Here is an 18536-nt window from a genome sequence, read left to right as displayed (position 1 = left end):
TACACGCAACAACGCCATGCGGGAATGGCATCTGTTTGTAATTATTTAATAAGGAATTATATGTTAAATAAATTATATAAGATATTATTTTTTATCAATCTGCTATTGGTTGCAGTGCAAAGCTATGCTTCACCTCCCCCATTACCCCCCTCATTACCGGCTACCGAAGTAAATACCGACGATAAGAAAGTTAGTTCTAATTCTGATGTCTCTATTTTTGATAAATTTAAACAATTTTTTAGTAAACCAAAAAAGAAAGATATACCTCCTAAACAGGCGAATGAACAAACTAAAGTAGCTAATCAAGAAGAACCAAAGCTAGCTTCACAAGAGCCTAATGAAAATGAACATGCTGAGCCGTTTATAGATGTCGGTAATGCAGCATTGCCTAGTGCTGCAAGTAATGATGCTCATACAAATACGGATCATGAAAATAGTACAAATTTAGTTTCTCATGACATTCATGAATCTAATGAAACCGAGGCATCTGAACCTTTTATAGATATTGGTAATGCAAAGTTACCTAGTGCTGCAAGTAATGATGCTCATACAAATACGGATCATGAAAATAGTACAAATTTAGTTTCTAATGACAACACGCCAGATAGGCAAGTTACGCAACAAGAACCTAATGAATCAGAAACATCTGAATCCTTTATAGATATTGGTAATACAAAGTTACCTAGTGCTACAAGTAATGAAATGCGTGATGATAAAATTGCTTCTAATGCACATGATGATACAAATCTATCTTCCAATATTATAACTCCTAACGTACCAAGGCCGCTGGTATCTATGCCTCCGGCTCAAGCAGGAAGTTATGTAGTACCTCCGCAGCGACCGGTACAAATATATAAACCTGCAAATTTACCGCCCGTGCATAAGCCTATCCCGCTTAATCCACCTCTTGATGCTAATAAAGAGGAAGAAAGTGTAACACCGGTAGAATCGCCGGCAACACCGTCTATACCTAATATGCCTGCTGTTTCTCCACCTGCTAGCCTACCTATAACCCAAGACACTAATCCAAGTACCATGCCGGTAACAGTACCTATTGCAGAAACTTCAGTAGTACCTAGTAATGTACCTCCACCTCCGGTAATGCCGACTAATCAACCTTCTACACAGCTGATAACGCCGATTAGCCCGAATGCACCTGTTAGTACTCCGCCTAAAGTAGTTCCTACAACCGATTCTTCGGCAGAAATAAATAACTCGAAAGAGGCATTTGTTGCTGTTTCAGATGTTCCAAAAAAACAAGATTGGAATACTCCGCTTATACCTGTTGTTGTAGTAAAACCGAATCAATCTCAGTCTTTAGAGAAGCAAGTTAAGAATAGCCAAACTACAAATAATCAAGAGAAAGCACCGCCGGTAAGCTCTCCAAACGTTACAATTCAAGAGCAAGATAATAACGTAAATAATGAAACATCGGAATCAGCAACAAAATTTGTTAAAGATGAAACGCAAATGTTACTTTTACCTGATGATGATATAGTTCTTGGTAAACTGACAGAGCAGGCGACTTTAGAGCAAATGGATATGTATGCATATATAGGGCTATTCCAAAAGAAAGAAGAGTGGATAGCAAGTGCCGAAAGAAGAAAAGTTGTAGATAGCTTTATTAAATATGATAATGATATAAATAAAAAGAAAGATATTTATGCCAATCTATCTTATTGTAAGGCAGTAGATAATGCTTTTAGAGCAGTTGATAAAAATAATCTTTTTGGGTTGCGTGCGTTACTTGACGTTTATCCGATATTGCAAGAAAAGAGTGGACTAGGTGAAACATTACTAACTGCTGCTACTTACAATGATAATTACTATTTAGCAAAATATTTAGTAATACGAGGCATTAAAATTTCTACTCTAAATGATGAATGCCAATATCCATTAGATATTGCCTTAGCAAGAGGTAGTAGTAATATAGCATGCATGTTAAGCAAAGCTAAGGGATATAATTAATTATGTCATTCCCGCGAAAGCGGAATCCGGGGTAAAGCGAAATAAATCGAGCTTTTAACAAAGCTTAATTTCAAAGATTTTTTACTTTTCAAATTAAGCTTTAAAATGGCTTTAAAATAATGGATCCCGCTTCCGCGGGAATGACACAGAATAAAAATCGTCCGGTACTATAGGTCAAGCCACGGGGTGACATAGGTAATTCGCTCCATACAACAATACAAACAATTTCTTTAAAGCTTAATTGCTTTCTTGAGTTAAATAGTTTAATTTAGGAAAGAAAATAATTAATTGAATCTCTAATATATGAGCGATTTATTTAGCTTTAACAAAGAAAAAAAAAATAAGCTGATCGATAATAACTATAGTGCAAAAGATATTGAAGTATTAGAGGGGCTTGAGCCTGTCCGTAAGAGACCAGGGATGTATATTGGCGGCACCGATTCAAATGCTATGCATCACTTAGTGTCTGAAGTGCTTGACAATGCTATGGATGAAGCAGTTGCCGGCTTTGCAAGTATCATCACGATAAAAATGCACCATGATCATAGTATTACTATATTTGATAACGGTCGCGGTATCCCTATTGATAATCATCCTAAATTTCCTGATAAATCAGCTTTAGAAGTAATTTTAACTACTCTTCATTCGGGCGGCAAATTCTCAAATAATGTTTATCATACTGCGGGCGGATTGCATGGTGTTGGAATATCGGTAGTAAATGCTTTATCTAAACATTTAGAAATAAAAGTCTATAAACAAGGTAAATTATATAGCCAAAGTTATTCTAAAGGAGAAAAATTAACCGATTTAATATGTGAAGAAGCGCCTAAAAGGCTAAGAGGTACATCAATAAATTTTACTCCTGATCCAGAAATTTTTAGCGAAAAATTACATTTTAATCCTAAAAAGATTTATGAGCTTGCAAGATCAAAAGCTTATTTATATCGCGGCGTTACTATAGAATGGGAATGCGAAGTAGAAGTACCGTCAGATATACCTAAAAAGGCATTAATAAATTTCCCGAACGGTTTAAAAGATTACTTAAGTTCAAAAATAACTTTAGATAATTTAATTATCCCGGAAATTTTTTCAGGTAATATAGAATCTACGTCGGACGGGGTGAAACTTGAATGGGCAATCTGCTGGCAAAATAACGATAACTCAGCGTTTATCCAATCTTACTGTAATACCGTTTCGACTCCGCAAGGAGGAACACATGAACAAGGGCTTAAGTCAGCTATCTTACGCGCTCTTAAAGCATATGGTGAAATGATAGGGAATAAAAAAGCTGCTAATCTAACTATTGAGGATATTCTAGAAACCGCAAGCATCGTACTTTCTATTTTTATAGCTGAGCCGTCTTTTCAAGGGCAAACTAAAGAGAAATTAGTATCAAACGGTGTAAGTAAACCTATTGAAAATATAATAAAAGATCATTTTGACCACTTCCTTAGTAGAGATAAAGCTTTAGCTATTAATTTACTTGAGCATGTAATTGCTATTGCTGAATTTAGAATAAGTAAGAAAAACGAAAAAAACATTTCTCGTAAAAATGCTACTCAAAAATTGCGATTACCAGGTAAACTTGCCGATTGTACACGAACTTCTCCTGCGGGCACCGAATTATTTATTGTGGAAGGTGATTCGGCAGGTGGTTCTGCAAAACAGGCGCGTAATAGGGAAACGCAGGCAGTGTTACCGTTATGGGGGAAGGTGCTAAATGTTGCAAACTCTACTCTCGAAAAAATCGTTAATAATCAAGCAATACAAGATTTAGAAATAGCTCTTGCCTGCGGTAGTTTAAAAAATTATAAAGAAGAAAATTTGCGTTACGAAAAAATAATTATTATGACTGATGCAGATGTTGACGGTGCTCATATAGCTTCATTATTAATGACTTTCTTTTTCTTAAGAATGCCAAAATTGGTAGAAGATGGGCATTTATATCTAGCGAAGCCCCCGCTTTATCGTTTAACGCAGTCTAATAAAACTTATTATGCAGGCGATGAAGAGGAAAAAGCTAAATTAACAGATAAATTATCAAAAACAAGTAAAGCTAAAATTGAAGTAGGTAGATTCAAAGGTCTCGGTGAAATGATGCCTGAGCAATTAAAGGAAACTACTATGCATCCTGAAAAAAGATCTCTTTTAAAGGTGACTTTAGAAGATTTCCAAAGTGTCGATAAAATAGTAGATGATTTAATGGGTAAAAAGCCGGAAAAAAGATTTCAATTTATTTATGAGCAGGCTTTAGTTAAAATGGATAAGATTATTAACGAACTAGATATTTAGTCGTTATTACGAGCGACTGCAAGAAGCGTGGCAATCTCAGGAAGTTTGACAAGATTGCCGCGTCGCTTCGCTCCTCGCAATGACGTTTTACTGAAAATTTAAAAACACACATACTTGGAGTATTATGTTATTACGTTTAATTATAGCACTATTTTTTATTATAAATTCTATTTGTGCATTTGCAGAAGAAGAAAAAGAACCCGAGAATAAAATATCAAATCAGGAAGCTTATAAGCAATTTCAAGAAGTATTTGAACGTATTGAAAAGGATTACGTACAGGTACCCGATAAGCAAAAAATGATAGATGAAGCAATTAACGGCATGTTAAATTCACTTGATCCCCATTCAAGTTATTATACCGATGAAGATTTAGAAGATATTTTTACTTTTACAAAAGGTGAGTTTGGCGGAATCGGTGTTGAAATAATGTATGATAGTGGAGTAATTAAGATAATATCCCCTATTGATGATTTACCGGCTTTCAAAGCAGGGCTTAAAGGCGGAGATTACATAGTAGGGGTGAATGACGAGTTGGTTTCTACGCTTGGTCCTAATAAAGCTATAAAAGAAATGCGTGGTACCCCTGGTACTAAGGTTAAATTGTTGATAATTAAGGAAGAAGAGGTAAAACCGCAAGAAATAGAACTTACTCGTGAAATAGTAAAAATCAAGCCGATAAAAGCACATTTAGAAAAGAATAATATTGCATATATACGTATAACTACTTTTAATGAATCAACAATTTCTGAGCTGAAGGCAGCAGTAAAGAAGTTAAAAGCTGAAAGTAAAGATAATCTTAAAGGTATAATTCTAGATTTACGTAATAATGCCGGTGGTATACTCGATCAAGCTATTGCTGTTAGTGATTATTTTATTGATTCCGGTGTAATTGTAACAACAAAAGGTAGAACCTCGTCAAGTAATAGCGAAACTAAAGCAAATGAGTTTTCGTTAAAAGCTCCCAAAGTACCTATGATAGTTTTAATAAACGGTAATTCTGCCTCTGCCTCGGAAATAGTTGCCGGAGCTTTGCAAGATCATAAAAGAGCAATAATACTTGGCACCAAATCTTTCGGTAAAGGATCGGTTCAGGCTTTAACGCAAATCAATTCTAGGGCTGCCGTAAAACTTACTATATCTAAATATTACACCCCAAGCGGCCGTTCTATTCAAGCAGAAGGAATAGAGCCTGATATTTTAATTGAGCCGGCAAAAGTTGAGTATCCTGAGGTGAAAAAAATAGATAAGCGTTTTTCTGAAAGTTCTTTAAAAAATTATTTAAAGAATGATAATGCAAAAAATAGAGACATTAACGGAAAAGATAATTCATCTAAAAACAAAGATAGTAAAAAAGAAACAAAAGCTAAAAATAATAAACAAGAAGAGAATGAATTATCGGAATTATACAAAAAAGATTATCAATTTGCTCGTGCTTATGATGTAATTACAGGGTTGATTATTAATAAAAAGCTAGGTGATTAGATTCTAAAACGTCATTGCGAGCGGTCAAAGACCGCGCGGCAATCCAGAAAAATAATAAAAAACTCTGTAAATCAGAATTTTTAACTGGATTGCTTCGTCAAAACTTGCAGTTTTTCTGTAGATCAGACGTTAAATAACACTAGTCTGCGTGAAAGAGAATTAAATTAATTTTCCTTCACACAGACTAAACAAAAATGACATAAAAGGAGTCATTAAAAACGAAATAACTATTAGGTTATAATGAACCATAATAAGTATATAGTAAGATTATCATTCATTATATTGTTTCTTAATATTGTCATAAATATGATGTTTTACCGTTATTTTATGATAAAAGAAATGATAGTAAAACAAGTAGCTCTGGAACATACTAAAATTGCTGAACTTTATACTAATAACATTTGGAATACCCATCAGAACGTAATCAGTAAATTACATAAATTCGGTTATTTAAAATTATTACAAGATCAAGAGTTTATTGATTTTGCAAAGATTACCGCTCGATGGTTTACTAATCTTAATATTAATATTTCTCTCTACGATCTTAAAGGTAATAAATTCATCACTAGTAATATGCTACATATGTATAGTGTAGACAATTATAAAGATGGCAGTTTGGTTGAGATAATTACCGCAAAAATTGATAAATATTTTTTAAAGTCCTTTACTTCCAAAACCCCACTTCGAGATGCTTTTGAAGGTATTACAAGTCATATATTATTTCCAAAGGTAGTAATAGAAAATGAGAGTGATTTAACAGTGGAAGAAGCTTCCTTTGTTACTAGCTATATACCTGTTATAGATAATAATTCAGATTTTCCTGTAGATGCAGTATTTGAGATTAATACTAATATTACAGGTCAGTGGAGCAATATAACGTCTCTTGAGCAAAAGGTATTCATAACTTTTATTATTATTTTTATAATACTCTGTACTATAATTATTAGTAATACTAACTATGCTAGACAAATTATTGAGGAGCAGTTTGAAACAAATAGAAATTTAAAAGCTCAAATAGTAAGGGTAGAAAAAACCACTTCTTCAAATACAAAGTTTTTCGCTAATATTAGTCATGAGTTGCGTACACCACTTAATTCCATAATAGGCTTTTCGGAAATTCTTATGTCAGAAAAGGATGCAGAAAAAAGTAAAAATTATATTAAAGATATAAATGATGCCGGTAAACATTTGCTTAGTATGATTAATGATATTTTAGATCTTTCTAAAGCTTCTGCCGATAAATTAAAAGTAGATAGTATAGATCTTGATTTAAATAAATTAATTAGTTCTTCGCTGATACTTGTTAAACCTCGTGCCGATCAAGCCGAAGTAGCTTTAATTAGTAGATTACCGAGAGAGCATGTTGTTATAAAGGCTGATCCAAAAAGGCTAAAACAAGTATTCTTAAATCTTTTATCAAATGCTGTGAAATTTACAAATTCCGGAGGAAGTGTTACTATTGCACTTGAAAAAGATGAGTTAGCAAAATTAGTATATATAAAAGTTATAGATACCGGCATCGGTATTGAGGAAAAAGATATACCAAAAACTTTATCGGCGTTCGGTCAAATTGATAGTGAGCTTAGTCGAAAATATGAGGGTACTGGTCTTGGGTTGCCGCTTACTAAAAAGCTGGTTGAACTTATGAACGGTAAATTTGATTTGCAAAGTAAGATAAATGAAGGTACCACCATAACAATAACTTTTAAATATGACGGTAGTATTGAAATATAAAAAAATTGTGTGGAATATTAAAAAATTTTCGATATTATAAGAAGCATTATAAATTTAAAAAATATATGAAACTGATCATCCTACTACTTACTTTTTTATTTTCCATGTTTTCTTCTGGAGAAAGCAAAACTATTAAAGGAAAGCCTTTAAAATATGCAGCAAATAATGATTTTGAAAATAGGCTAGATGAGCAGGAGCAAGAAATTAGAAGGTTAATCGGTAAAGTTGAGATTTTGCAGCATAAAGTTGATATGTTAACACAAAACTCTAATATTCCAAATCAAGAAGAAAATACGGAAGTTTTAGAAGTCAGTGATTCAAAAAAACAAGATATTTTTGATGTAGCTTTGCTTAAAGATATGCCGGATGCTACTCTCAAAAAAACCGTTGCGGTTAATAAAGATATAGCTCCCGATAAGCAAGCTTATGATTTGGCTCTAGCTGATTATAAAGATAATAAGCTTACTGAAGCAAAAAATAAATTTAAAAATTTTATCCAAAAATATCCTAACAGCTCGCTAATTAGTAATGCTTATTTTTGGTATGGGGAATGCTTTTTCAAACAAAAAGATTATAACGGAGCAGCTGTTAACTATTTAAAAGGCTATAAAGAATCACCGAAAGGAGCAAAATCTTCCGATGGGTTATTGAAGTTAGCACTTTCTTTAGGTGAACTAAAAAAGACTGCAGAAGCTTGTAATATTCTTGCTAAGCTTGATAAGGAATTTCCGACTAATAGAACTGTCACATCCAAAAAAATGGCAGAAGATGCTAAGATCAAATTTGACTGTAAAAATAAATAAAAATAATAAAATATGACTGATATTTTAGATGAAGTATTGAGTGATCAAAATGAAGAAAAAAGATTAATTTTTTTCAAAAAACTTTTACCTGTAATAATAATTATTTCTATAATAGCTATTACTATAATGGTTGTTAATAATAATAATAAAGATAAAAGAATTAAAAATAACCAAAAAAACGGAGATGTTCTTGTTAAAACCGTTAGTTTGGAAACAACAAAAGATAATGAAGAATTAGCTTTTAATACTTTAGAGAATTTAGTTACTACTAGTAATACTAGAATAAAAGAAATAGCTGCATTAGAACAAGTAGCTATAAAGATTTCGGAAAAAAAATATTCAGAAGCGAAAGACCTGCTTAATAAAATTATTGAAAATAAAGAATATTCTGAAATTTCTACTTCTTATGCACGTATTTCATGGTGTGGTCTTGTTATTGATGATCAAAATCTAGATATTCAAGGTAAAGAAAAACTGACAAAATATTTAAATTATTTTGATGACGAGAAAAAACCTTTTTGGGCTACGGCAACTATTATGAAAGCTATATGGGATATTAAGAATAATATGAAACCGCAAGCAGAAAAAAATCTAAAAAATTTATTAATTTCAAATAATGTATCCGATTTGTTAAAAGATCAGGCTAAGGCACTGTTAACGAAATAGTTTTAATTAGTTTTAAAACTATTTTATTAACAGTGCCTTGGGCATTGAATTTAAATAAATAATTAATTCATACTTAAGGAAAAATATGACAAAAAAAATAGCGCTTCTGTTATTACCGTTTATTTTAATTTCATGTAACGGGCTTGGACCGAAAAGGGTAAAAAATATTGTTGAGTTGACTCCTAAATTATCACTTCAGACCGATGAGCCGATATATTTAGACTCTAGTGCAAATATACATGCATTTAATGCAAATATGCTTAAAAATAAACAATATAGCTTTGCTGGAAATAAAACAATTGCCGAGCCGGTTTTTGTGGGCGATATAATTTATGCATTAGATATCAGATCAAATATTTCTGCTTTTTCTATAGAGAAAAATAAAGTTATTTGGTCTTACAATTTGAGTAGACATAAAAAAGATAATTATATAGGCGGCGGAATTTTACATCATAATGAAAAATTATACGTAACATACGGCTCGAGATTGCTAGTTGTGCTAGATGCAAAATCAGGTTATGAAATAATTAGAAAAGAACTTCCGGATATTATCAGAATTAAGCCTGTTATGTTAAATGATAATACTGTCTTAGTGCAAACTATCGGTAATCAAACAATTGCTTTAAATACAGAAACTTTAAAAACCGTATGGGAGTATGAAAGCATTGCGGAAGTTTTGTCATCTAGTTATTTTATGACGCCGATAGTACAACATGACAATGTAATAGTGACTTATAATTCTGGTCAAGTACTTGCCTTAAATATAAAAAATGGTGAATTAAGATGGAGTTTTGAGTTTACAAATCTTAACGACCGTACAGCTATACCGAATTTTGACGAATCAAGTATTTTATGTACCCCTGTTCATGATAATATGAATTTATATATAGCAACCGGTCTCGGTAAGCTTATTAAGCTGAATATAGCAACCGGTAGCGTTATTTGGCAGGTAAATGCTGAGGATATTCAATCAATGTCTTTAATTGGTAATAGTCTATTTGTAACAAATAATGCAAGACAAATAGCAGCATTTAATCCTAAAACAGGGAAAGTAAAGTTTGTAGCTGATTTAAATGATGGAAAAGACCCTAAGAGACTAAAATCTGCTACTTTTTTAACTCCTTTTGTTGGAGTTGATAATAACAATAAGCGAAGTTTAAATGTTATTTCCGTTAACGGCGTTTTATATAGTTTTGATGTTGATAATAATGGATTAAATATGATGCCTCATATCGACAAAATTATAAAAAATATTTGTTATTATGGAATAAGAGCAAATAATAATTTATATTTTTCTACGGATAGAAAAATAATATTCGGAAGTAAATAGATTATACCCCAAATAAATTTAGTAATAGGTAGACGAAGTTTAATTTAGAAAAGAGCTAGGAGTTTTACAAGACGAGGAGCGGAACGTATACTTAAATACGTGAACACCGCAGTGCTTGTAGAACGATGTAGCCAATTTTGCAAATTAAACGAGTATATTTAACTTGACAAATGGCATGAATTAATGCTATTAAATATGCTTCTTAAGTCTTTATTTAAAAAATTAAAATTAAAATTAAAATTAAAAAGATACTATTGTGAAAACTTACTCGGCAAAGCCATCGGAAATTGAAAAAAAATGGTGGGTCATAGACGCAAAGAATATTGTACTAGGACGACTCGCTAGCAGGGTTGCTAATATGCTACGTGGTAAGCATAAGCCTAGCTTCACGCCTCATTTAGATTGTGGTGATAACATAATCATAATAAATGCAGAGCATATAAAACTGACTGGTAAAAAAGCAAATCCCAAAGACGGGAAAATATATTATAGGCATACAGGATTTCCAGGGGGCATTAAAGATACTACCGCAGGTAAAATCTTAAGCGGTAAATACCCTGAGAGAGTTATTAAAATGGCTGTAAAAAGAATGATTACAAGAAATGCTTTAGGTGCTAAGCAAATGAGTAATTTATATGTTTATGCAAGTAGTGATCATCCTCATGTAGGACAGCAGCCTGCAATTTATGATTTTGCAAGCCAAAATCCAAAAAATAAAAAGTAATTACCTATGACAAAATTAAAGATTAAAGCAAATAAGCCATTAACTAAAGAAGTTCTAACTCCTGAAAAGCTAGTAGTAAAAGCATCTAAAGAAAAAATAGACAATTCAGGCAGGTTTTATGCTACAGGTAAAAGAAAAAATGCTATAGCACGAGTATGGCTTAAATTAGGAAAAGGAAAAATAGTTGTTAATAAAAAAACAATAGACCAATATTTTCCTTCTGAAACTTATGTAAAAACGATCTTACAACCTTTTGTTTTAACAAAAACTATTGATCAGTATGATGTAATTTGTACTGTTAAAGGTGGAGGAATTTCAGGGCAAAAAGGAGCAATTTTGCATGGAATTTCTAAGGCTCTAGATATATCTACCCCGGACTTTCATGTTATTTTACGTAAAGGCGGCTTTTTAACACGTGATTCTAGGGTAGTAGAGCGTAAGAAATACGGACAACGTAAAGCACGTAAGAAAACACAATTCTCTAAACGTTAGGATATTGGCCATTGTTACATGGCTCGAAAAGCCTATTCAATGTCCATTCCCGCGTAGGCGGGAATCTAGTAAAACATTAAAAATAAGTTTTCTATATGTTTATTTTATCAAATATGTAGCTTTTGTATCAATATTGAAGTTATTTTTTCTGGATTCCCGCCTATGTGGGAATGACATAAACAAGCCTATACGACAACGCCTGCGATCTTAACAAGTTATACAAACATTCTCCCCTGGCGGGGTAGCTCAGCTGGTTAGAGCGACGGAATCATAATCCGTGTGTCGGGGGTTCAAATCCCTCCCTCGCTACCATTCATTTATTTTTTTAAAGTTCTAGCTTTAATTAGACTTCTTGCATAACCTTCCCCCAAAGGTAATTTGTACGTCGATCCTAACTCCTCATCCTCACTAGGCTGTGGTTCGAGGTGAAATGTCCCTTCTAAATTCCTTTTTATTAGCAGACTTTTGCAAGAAGTCCAATAAAATTTTGTGTAAAGTAAATTATAAATATTTTATATTAGTATTTTATGAAATTGATTTTAACAAGTTTAATTCTTATATTTATGAGCTTCTCTCCAATATATGCTAGATCCTTACCTAAAGGGTTCGTGTATCTGAAAGATATCGATCCTACAATTATCCAAAATATGCGTTATTACTCAGATGAAAATTTTGTTGGCAAAAATGTAGAAGGTTATAAAGCGCCGGAAGCAATTTTAACCATAGAAGCTGCTAAGGCTCTTAAAGTAGTACAAGCTGAGATAAAAAAAGATGGTTATTCACTTATTATATATGATGCCTATAGACCACAAAAAGCTGTACAACGCTTTTTAAGATGGAGCAAAGATAATATTGATCAAAAAATAAGAAAAGCTTTTACCCATATATAGATAAGTCTAAATGTTTTACATTAGGTTATATAGCTGAAAGAGCTAGTCATAGTAGGAGTAGTACTGTAGATTTATCAATAATAAAACTTCAGTAGAAAGTTAATAACAATCCTAAAGTCATTAAGAGAAAGTTGAAAAACGAGTGTGTTATATCCTATTTAGATGACAATACGGTAGACATGTATACTTCTTTTGATATATTTGATGAAGCCTCACATCATGATAGTAAATTAATTGATAAGCAATATTTAGCAAATCGTAATTATTCACATTTTAAAATGCAAAAAACATAATTTTAAAGCATGTCAAATTGAGTGGTGGCATTATACACTTGAAGATGAGCCTTATATAGATCAATATTTTAACTTTGATATATACTAAACGCAGTTGAATTATATGCTATTTATAGGAAATAATTCAACTGCGTTTATTATAGAATAAAAAACTATGACAGTACTAAGTGAAAAAAATGTATCCCATGTGATGGTGGAGTTCCACCGCTTGAGAAAAAAGAAATTGATAAATTACTAGAGGAGCTGCAAGGCGAATGGCAAGTAAATAAATTAGGGCGTCTTTATAGAAAATATAAATTTCCTAATTTTATAAAATCTATGAAATTTGCAAATAAGATAGCTGAAATTGCAAAACAGGGAGCACATCATCCCGATTTAACTATATCTTGGGGAGTATGTAGTGTTGAAATATGGACTCATAAGATTAATGGTTTTACCGAAAATGATTTTATATTAGCTGCTGTCAACAGCGGTCGAAAAATGATACATAATTTTAATATATACTGTTTGAAAATTGATACAGTATAATAAGAAATCATTTGATATTTAAGTCATAAGATTATCCTCCTGTTTATTAATCACCTCTATTGATACAAGACCAGCTTTCTTTTTATTTCTAAGTCTGAAACTATCCCCTTTAATATTGAGTATCGTGGAATGATGGAGCAGACGATCTAAGATAGCAGCTGTAGGAGCACTATCCTGAGCAAGATTATTGTGCCATTGTCCAAATGGAAGATTACTTGTAAGAATTATACTATCTTTCTCATAACGCTTTGCTATAACCTGAAATAATGGATTAGCTTGTTCCTGTTTTAATGGCAGATACCCAAATTCGTCTACTATGAGTAATTTGTATGGAAGGATGACTTTCGGTCGCGCCTCCATTTTACAGATGTGGATATTAAAAAGCTATACGTTCAATAAGAGTTCCGATGACTTTATCATGAATATCCAATGACTTGGAAAAACAGGCCGCGCCCCCGTATTGCAGCTTAGCATGAATAGTCTATAATCCTCAAACAGTAATAAGAGAGAATTATAGTTAAGGAGTTATGGCAAGAATAGATGTTAAGTGTAGATCAAGAATAGATGTTAAGTGTAGATATTATAACGACACAGAAAAAGTAGTAAAGGCGGGATATTCAATTTCAAAACAACAGAGATATCAATGCAAGCAGTGTAATCGATATTTTTAACTGTAATATATTAATAATGCCTCTAAGCCTGGAGTCAAGGCTCAGATAGTAGATATGTCAATCAATGGCTCTGGAGTTAGGGATACAGTAAGAGTATTAAAAGTGGGTATCAATACGGTTATCCGTGTTTTAAAAAAATCTAGCGTTAAAAAAGATAAATCATTCTATCAATACGATAGAAGTAATTATTGCTCCTGAAATAGATGAACAATGGTCTTATGTACAGAATAAATCCAAACAAAGATGGCTTTGATATTCTTTGGATAAGATTTTGTTAAAAGTAGTTGCTTATACTTTTGGTACAAGATGTGATAGCACATCAGAATCATTACTGAAAAAAACTGGAGGATTTTAAGGTTACTTTTTACTTTACAGATGGATAGGGAAGTTATGCTAGGTTATTAGATCCCAAAAAACACATTGTTAGTAAAAAATATACTCAACGGATAGAACGGGGTAACTTAAATCTTAGAACAAGATGCAAAAGACTGACACGTAAAACAATTTGTTTTTCCAAGTCATTGGATATTCATGATAAAGTCATCGGAACTCTTATTGAACGTATAGCCTTTTAATATCCACATCTGTAAAATGGAGGTGCGGCCAAAACGATGTATGTCAAGACCATACGTATCTCTACCCAGTATTACTGTTTTCATATTGTCATAAAGCACTTCTTTTGGTACTCCGCCAAAATATTCAAATGCACGCTTATGGCATTCTATTAACGTTACAAGCTTCTCATTAGTAACAAATTCCACATAACTTGCTCGACTATATCCTAATGTAGCTACAAAAGCTGATAAAGTGTTCTTGCCTTTACGAAATTCAATCCAATCAACTTGCATCTGTTTACCGGATGCAGTCTCGAATCTTACCATATCCTCCTGCTTAGCTGCTGGCTTTATGCTTTTTAAATAATCTCTGAGTTGGGTCATCTTGCCCGTGTAACCCATCTCCTTTATCTCTTGAAACAATACAGTGCCGGGTAGCGATATAGGATAGGCTGATTTTATTCTTTCGCTCAAGTACTCCTTATACGGGGCTAGCTTTGTTATCAACTTCCTCCCATCCTTATATTTAGGGCTACCATCATATTTTAAATATTTACGTACTGTATTTACTGAAACACTTACTTCTCTTGATATACTTCTTAGGCTTGTGTCTTGTTTATTTAATATTTTTATTTCCATTATTTGCTCCAGTATTATCATTATTTTTTACCTCCTTACCCAGAAGATATTACTTTAATACTGTATCAATTTTTATCCATTGTGCTGTATCATTTTACTTCCGTTGCTAACACTGCAAAAATAGAAAGTAAAATCTAATTATTTTCAAATTGTAATAAATAATTACTTAAGTGAAAAGAATAATAGCAAAAATCACACAAGGATGAATAGTTAAACGATGATTACTTAATTAAATTATTGAATTATAACAATAATCTTAATAATATTTAATAATAAAGGATACATTTATCATAAATATAAGGTAATATTATGGCAAATTATTACATTAAGTCTTTACCAAATATAGTCAATTTAATCAGTTATTTTTGCAAACTTACTTTATTACCAAATTTAATATTTGCTGATTCTAGTGGAAATACCTATGAACAAAACCTAGACAAAAATAAGGTATATTCTGCACATTTAAAACCTTTTTCTAATACCTCTACATACTCTTTAGATGAGTATTCTGATCATACTTTTGTACATATTGCTAATAAAAAATATATTTTATGTGGATTGGTTAGAGAGCTAAAATTTGCGTTTGAAGATATAAATTCATGGTTTTTAATGCCGGAAGCTCAAATTGATACGGTTAATTGGGAAACTGAAACAACAACAAATCACTGCCTAAGTAATTTTATTATAAATTTATTTCATATAAGAGAAGTAAAAGATTTTATTGCTAATATAACTATATCTAACTTAGCAAATGTATTTACTGCACATATAATCGGTGATAATAATTATAGCCTAATAAAGAATGATAGTACATATTATATGGTTGAATCTAGTTGCGATAAAGATATTAGTTTATTGTCTAGAGGAACAAATGAGTGTGCTGTATTTACTTTAGGCAATGATACAGATATCTCATTATTTAGTGCTATAAATGAATTAATTGAAGGTGATAGAGAGGTAAATAGTGCTGCTACAGGTAATTTTGTTACCTATATTATAGCAGTAACATTAAGTATATTAGGCATAAGATATGTAGCTAATAAAATTAAGGTACATATAAGTCCGGATCACTATGATAATAATGACCAGCATAATGTATGTCTAGGTCAAATAGAGGATCAAGAGGCTCTAAATAGCTAAGTACATATAAAACTTTTATTAGGTTCTGTGAGCGAAAATTAATAAGATTTTTGCAGTAATAGTTGTTCCTATTTCAAAAAAATCTTATAATTTTTAGCTAAAAAGAGCAAAAATGTGAGTGTTCACGGTATTATTCCTCTATTTGATCCCGTCTTGTTGCATGGCTCTTATGTCATTCCTGCGAAAGCAAGAATTCAAAAAAGTAATATATTGTGACCCAAACAAATAAAAAAAATAGTTTTACAGCATTGATTAGATTTTACTGTCGAATTTGATGTATGGATGCCTAAAGAAATAGTTTTAGATTTACCATTTTCATTTCTAGCTCCTATATTAGGAGTAAATTTACTTATTATATGCAATAAACATATGTGGTGTGAACTTAAAGATAATGAAGGGGAGCAATCAATAAGAGATAGTCAGATAATTGAACAAATAGGAGAAATGTTAGAAAGATACCTATCGTTTATTTCAAAACTTAAAGATTTAGATGATATAATACCATTATTGCATGAGGATGAGAAAACAAAACATAGTTGGAATATACCGCATACGGGAGACAGACAATAGAATTTTGGTCGCACCTCCATTTTACAGATGTGGATATTAAAAGGCTATACGTTCAATAAGAGTTCCGATGACTTTATCATGAATATCCAATGACTTGGAAAAACAAATTGTTTTACGTGTCAGTCTTTTGCATCTTGTTCTAAGATTTAAGTTACCCCGTTCTATCCGTTGAGTATATTTTTTACTAACAATGTGTTTTTTGGGATCTAATAACCTAGCATAACTTCCCTATCCATCTGTAAAGTAAAAAGTAACCTTAAAATCCTCCGGTTTTTTTTCAGTAATGATTCTGATGTGCTATCACATCTTGTACCAAAAGTATAAGCAACTACTTTTAACAAAATCTTATCCAAAGAATATCAAAGCCATCTTTGTTTGGATTTATTCTGTACATAAGACCATTGTTCATCTATTTCAGGAGCAATAATTACTTCTATCGTATTGATAGAATGATTTATCTTTTTTAACGCTAGATTTTTTTAAAACACGGATAACCGTATTGATACCCACTTTTAATACTCTTACTGTATCCCTAACTCCAGAGCCATTGATTGACATATCTACTATCTGAGCCTTGACTCCAGGCTTAGAGGCATTATTAATATATTACAGTTAAAAATATCGATTACACTGCTTGCATTGATATCTCTGTTGTTTTGAAATTGAATATCCCGCCTTTACTACTTTTTCTGTGTCGTTATAATATCTACACTTAACATCTATTCTTGATCTACACTTAACATCTATTCTTGTCATAACTCCTTAACTATAATTCTCTCTTATTACTGTTTGAGGATTATAGACTATTCATGCTAAGCTGCAATACGGGGGCACGACCAGAATTTTTAGCAACAATAAATTATATTTTAGGAAGAAAACAGGGGGCAATAAAAATAATAGAAAATTATCTTACTAAAATTCCAAAATTTGCTGAAACTCTAGAAGAATTAAAAGAACAAATGTAAAACAATACGCCTCATCCAGCAAATGTAAAATATCTTACACTTATGCCTAAATTTAATCCATGCTTAAAGTATAAATACAGCAAATTTTTGAAATTAAAAGCTCGCTTTATGCTGGATTCCTGCTTCCGCAGGAATGACACCGAGCACTTTTTTCTTGAACCACTCAACAACGCCGGTCACGCGAACTAGGCGACAGTGAGCGGTTACTCCTCACGTACTAGTATGTACTCTACGGTTCGAGGTGAAGTGTCTCCGGAGGGTTTCTTCCCTAAACCCTCGCTTCCGAAAAGGTCTACTGAATTAATGATTCAAATTCCTTTACGACGGCTTGATAAAGTTTCCGTTTGAAAGGAATTATAATGGATAATAGCTCATCAAGTGATGCCCAGCGCCATTGGTCGAATTCGGGATTAGGCATATTTATATTAATGTCTTCATTATTCCCGGTAAATCTAATTAGAAACCAGCGTTGTTTCTGCCCACGAAAATTACCGTTCCACAATTTAGGTATTAAAAAGCTTGGTACATCATAACTATACCAGCATTTGCTTTCAGCAATAATATATCCCTTATCGCTTCCTATTTCTTCTAACATCTCACGCATTGCTGCAATACTTGGAGTTTCGCCGGGAACTATCCCACCTTGCGGCATTTGCCATGCAGATATTTTTGTATCTATTCTTTTACCGACGAATATGTGGTTATCGGCATTTAATATCATCATGCCGACCCCTGGTCTATATGGTAAATCAAGATGTTTTTTGGAAGAATTTCTCATTATTTTTTTACTTTAA

Annotated in this window: 21 protein-coding genes, 1 tRNA gene and 3 pseudogenes; 19 read left to right on the top strand and 6 right to left on the bottom strand. The window is 32.2% G+C overall.

From position 1 onward, the window contains the following. Positions 1-60: 60 nt before the first annotated feature. From AAGD46_RS06400 to AAGD46_RS06340, 13 genes and pseudogenes are all read left to right on the top strand, one after another. On the top strand, positions 61-1968 hold the full coding sequence (locus AAGD46_RS06400; RefSeq protein WP_341786988.1) for an ankyrin repeat domain-containing protein: 1908 nt from the start codon (positions 61-63) through the stop codon (positions 1966-1968). Positions 1969-2271: 303 nt separating this feature from the next. Beyond that, positions 2272-4260 (top strand): DNA topoisomerase IV subunit B, encoded by a 1989-nt coding sequence (gene parE / locus AAGD46_RS06395; protein ID WP_341786987.1) that lies wholly within the window; start codon positions 2272-2274, stop codon positions 4258-4260. A gap of 124 nt (positions 4261-4384) precedes the next feature. Next, positions 4385-5743 (top strand): S41 family peptidase, encoded by a 1359-nt coding sequence (locus tag AAGD46_RS06390; protein ID WP_341786986.1) that lies wholly within the window; start codon positions 4385-4387, stop codon positions 5741-5743. 240 nt (positions 5744-5983) lie between these two features. After that, complete coding sequence (locus AAGD46_RS06385; protein WP_341786985.1) at positions 5984-7477, top strand: HAMP domain-containing sensor histidine kinase; 1494 nt, start codon at positions 5984-5986, stop codon at positions 7475-7477. Positions 7478-7542: 65 nt separating this feature from the next. Next, positions 7543-8280, top strand: a complete 738-nt coding sequence (gene ybgF, locus AAGD46_RS06380) for a tol-pal system protein YbgF (RefSeq protein ID WP_341786984.1) — start codon at positions 7543-7545, stop codon at positions 8278-8280. 12 nt (positions 8281-8292) lie between these two features. Next, positions 8293-8946, top strand: coding sequence for a DUF2659 family protein (locus AAGD46_RS06375; RefSeq protein ID WP_341786983.1), 654 nt, complete (start codon positions 8293-8295; stop codon positions 8944-8946). A gap of 85 nt (positions 8947-9031) precedes the next feature. Continuing rightward, complete coding sequence (locus tag AAGD46_RS06370; protein WP_341786982.1) at positions 9032-10276, top strand: outer membrane protein assembly factor BamB; 1245 nt, start codon at positions 9032-9034, stop codon at positions 10274-10276. A gap of 256 nt (positions 10277-10532) precedes the next feature. Next, on the top strand, positions 10533-11000 hold the full coding sequence (gene rplM, locus AAGD46_RS06365; protein WP_341786981.1) for a 50S ribosomal protein L13: 468 nt from the start codon (positions 10533-10535) through the stop codon (positions 10998-11000). Between the two features lie 6 nt (positions 11001-11006). Continuing rightward, positions 11007-11492 (top strand): 30S ribosomal protein S9, encoded by a 486-nt coding sequence (rpsI, locus tag AAGD46_RS06360; RefSeq protein WP_341786980.1) that lies wholly within the window; start codon positions 11007-11009, stop codon positions 11490-11492. A 235-nt stretch (positions 11493-11727) separates the two neighbouring features. Next, positions 11728-11804: transfer RNA gene (locus AAGD46_RS06355), tRNA-Met, on the top strand. 215 nt (positions 11805-12019) lie between these two features. Beyond that, positions 12020-12382, top strand: a complete 363-nt coding sequence (locus tag AAGD46_RS06350; protein WP_341786979.1) for a M15 family metallopeptidase — start codon at positions 12020-12022, stop codon at positions 12380-12382. Positions 12383-12561: 179 nt separating this feature from the next. After that, positions 12562-12712: pseudogene (locus AAGD46_RS06345) on the top strand (peptidase M15); the annotation flags it as partial. Positions 12713-12855: 143 nt separating this feature from the next. Continuing rightward, positions 12856-13203 carry a 4a-hydroxytetrahydrobiopterin dehydratase gene (locus tag AAGD46_RS06340; protein WP_341787923.1) on the top strand — a complete coding sequence of 116 codons (348 nt, stop codon included), beginning with the start codon at positions 12856-12858 and terminating at the stop codon, positions 13201-13203. A gap of 18 nt (positions 13204-13221) precedes the next feature. Here the strand turns inward: AAGD46_RS06340 and AAGD46_RS06335 are convergent. Next, positions 13222-13530: pseudogene (locus tag AAGD46_RS06335) on the bottom strand (ATP-binding protein); the annotation flags it as partial. Positions 13531-13928: 398 nt separating this feature from the next. Between AAGD46_RS06335 and AAGD46_RS09520 the strand changes: the two are divergent. The 3 genes from AAGD46_RS09520 (at position 13929) to AAGD46_RS09510 (ending at position 14449) form a co-directional block, all read left to right on the top strand. Then, positions 13929-14072, top strand: a complete 144-nt coding sequence (locus tag AAGD46_RS09520; protein ID WP_341786690.1) for an IS1-like element transposase — start codon at positions 13929-13931, stop codon at positions 14070-14072. Continuing rightward, entirely contained in the window at positions 14029-14127 is a 99-nt protein-coding gene (locus AAGD46_RS09515) for an IS1 family transposase (RefSeq protein WP_410525956.1), read from the top strand. Before AAGD46_RS09520 ends, AAGD46_RS09515 begins: the two co-directional genes overlap by 44 nt. Positions 14128-14293: 166 nt before the next feature. After that, entirely contained in the window at positions 14294-14449 is a 156-nt protein-coding gene (locus tag AAGD46_RS09510) for an IS1 family transposase (RefSeq protein WP_410525951.1), read from the top strand. Here the strand turns inward: AAGD46_RS09510 and istA are convergent. Next, the gene (gene istA, locus AAGD46_RS06325; protein ID WP_341786978.1) at positions 14393-15088 is read right to left on the bottom strand and encodes an IS21 family transposase; all 696 of its coding nucleotides are present in this window, start codon (positions 15086-15088) and stop codon (positions 14393-14395) included. The two genes, AAGD46_RS09510 and istA, sit on opposite strands and share 57 nt — an antisense overlap. A gap of 288 nt (positions 15089-15376) precedes the next feature. Between istA and AAGD46_RS06320 the strand changes: the two are divergent. Together AAGD46_RS06320 and AAGD46_RS06310 are read left to right on the top strand one after the other, a co-directional pair. After that, a pseudogene (locus AAGD46_RS06320) lies at positions 15377-15667 on the top strand (hypothetical protein); the annotation flags it as partial. Positions 15668-16489: 822 nt separating this feature from the next. Next, a complete protein-coding gene (locus tag AAGD46_RS06310) occupies positions 16490-16777 on the top strand; it encodes a hypothetical protein (RefSeq protein WP_341786977.1) in 288 nt (95 codons plus the stop codon). Positions 16778-16813: 36 nt separating this feature from the next. Here the strand turns inward: AAGD46_RS06310 and AAGD46_RS09505 are convergent, their stop codons facing one another. From AAGD46_RS09505 to AAGD46_RS09495, 3 genes are all read right to left on the bottom strand, one after another. After that, a complete protein-coding gene (locus AAGD46_RS09505) occupies positions 16814-16969 on the bottom strand; it encodes an IS1 family transposase (protein ID WP_410525951.1) in 156 nt (51 codons plus the stop codon). Positions 16970-17136: 167 nt separating this feature from the next. Further along, positions 17137-17190 (bottom strand): hypothetical protein, encoded by a 54-nt coding sequence (locus AAGD46_RS09500; protein ID WP_410525952.1) that lies wholly within the window; start codon positions 17188-17190, stop codon positions 17137-17139. Between the two features lies 1 nt (position 17191). Next, positions 17192-17335, bottom strand: a complete 144-nt coding sequence (locus AAGD46_RS09495) for an IS1-like element transposase (RefSeq protein ID WP_341786690.1) — start codon at positions 17333-17335, stop codon at positions 17192-17194. A gap of 251 nt (positions 17336-17586) precedes the next feature. Between AAGD46_RS09495 and AAGD46_RS06300 the strand changes: the two genes are divergently transcribed. Continuing rightward, positions 17587-17742: a hypothetical protein gene (locus tag AAGD46_RS06300; protein ID WP_341786976.1), complete on the top strand. Its 156-nt coding sequence runs from the start codon at positions 17587-17589 to the stop codon at positions 17740-17742. A 292-nt stretch (positions 17743-18034) separates the two neighbouring features. Here the strand turns inward: AAGD46_RS06300 and AAGD46_RS06295 are convergent, their stop codons facing one another. Further along, positions 18035-18520 (bottom strand): RNA pyrophosphohydrolase, encoded by a 486-nt coding sequence (locus AAGD46_RS06295; RefSeq protein ID WP_341786975.1) that lies wholly within the window; start codon positions 18518-18520, stop codon positions 18035-18037. Positions 18521-18536 lie beyond the last annotated feature (16 nt).

The organism is Rickettsia endosymbiont of Cantharis rufa (assembly GCF_964026445.1).
Lineage (GTDB): Bacteria > Pseudomonadota > Alphaproteobacteria > Rickettsiales > Rickettsiaceae > Rickettsia.
The sequence above is the reverse complement of the archived record's forward strand: the minus strand, read 5'-3'. Positions and strand labels throughout refer to the sequence as shown.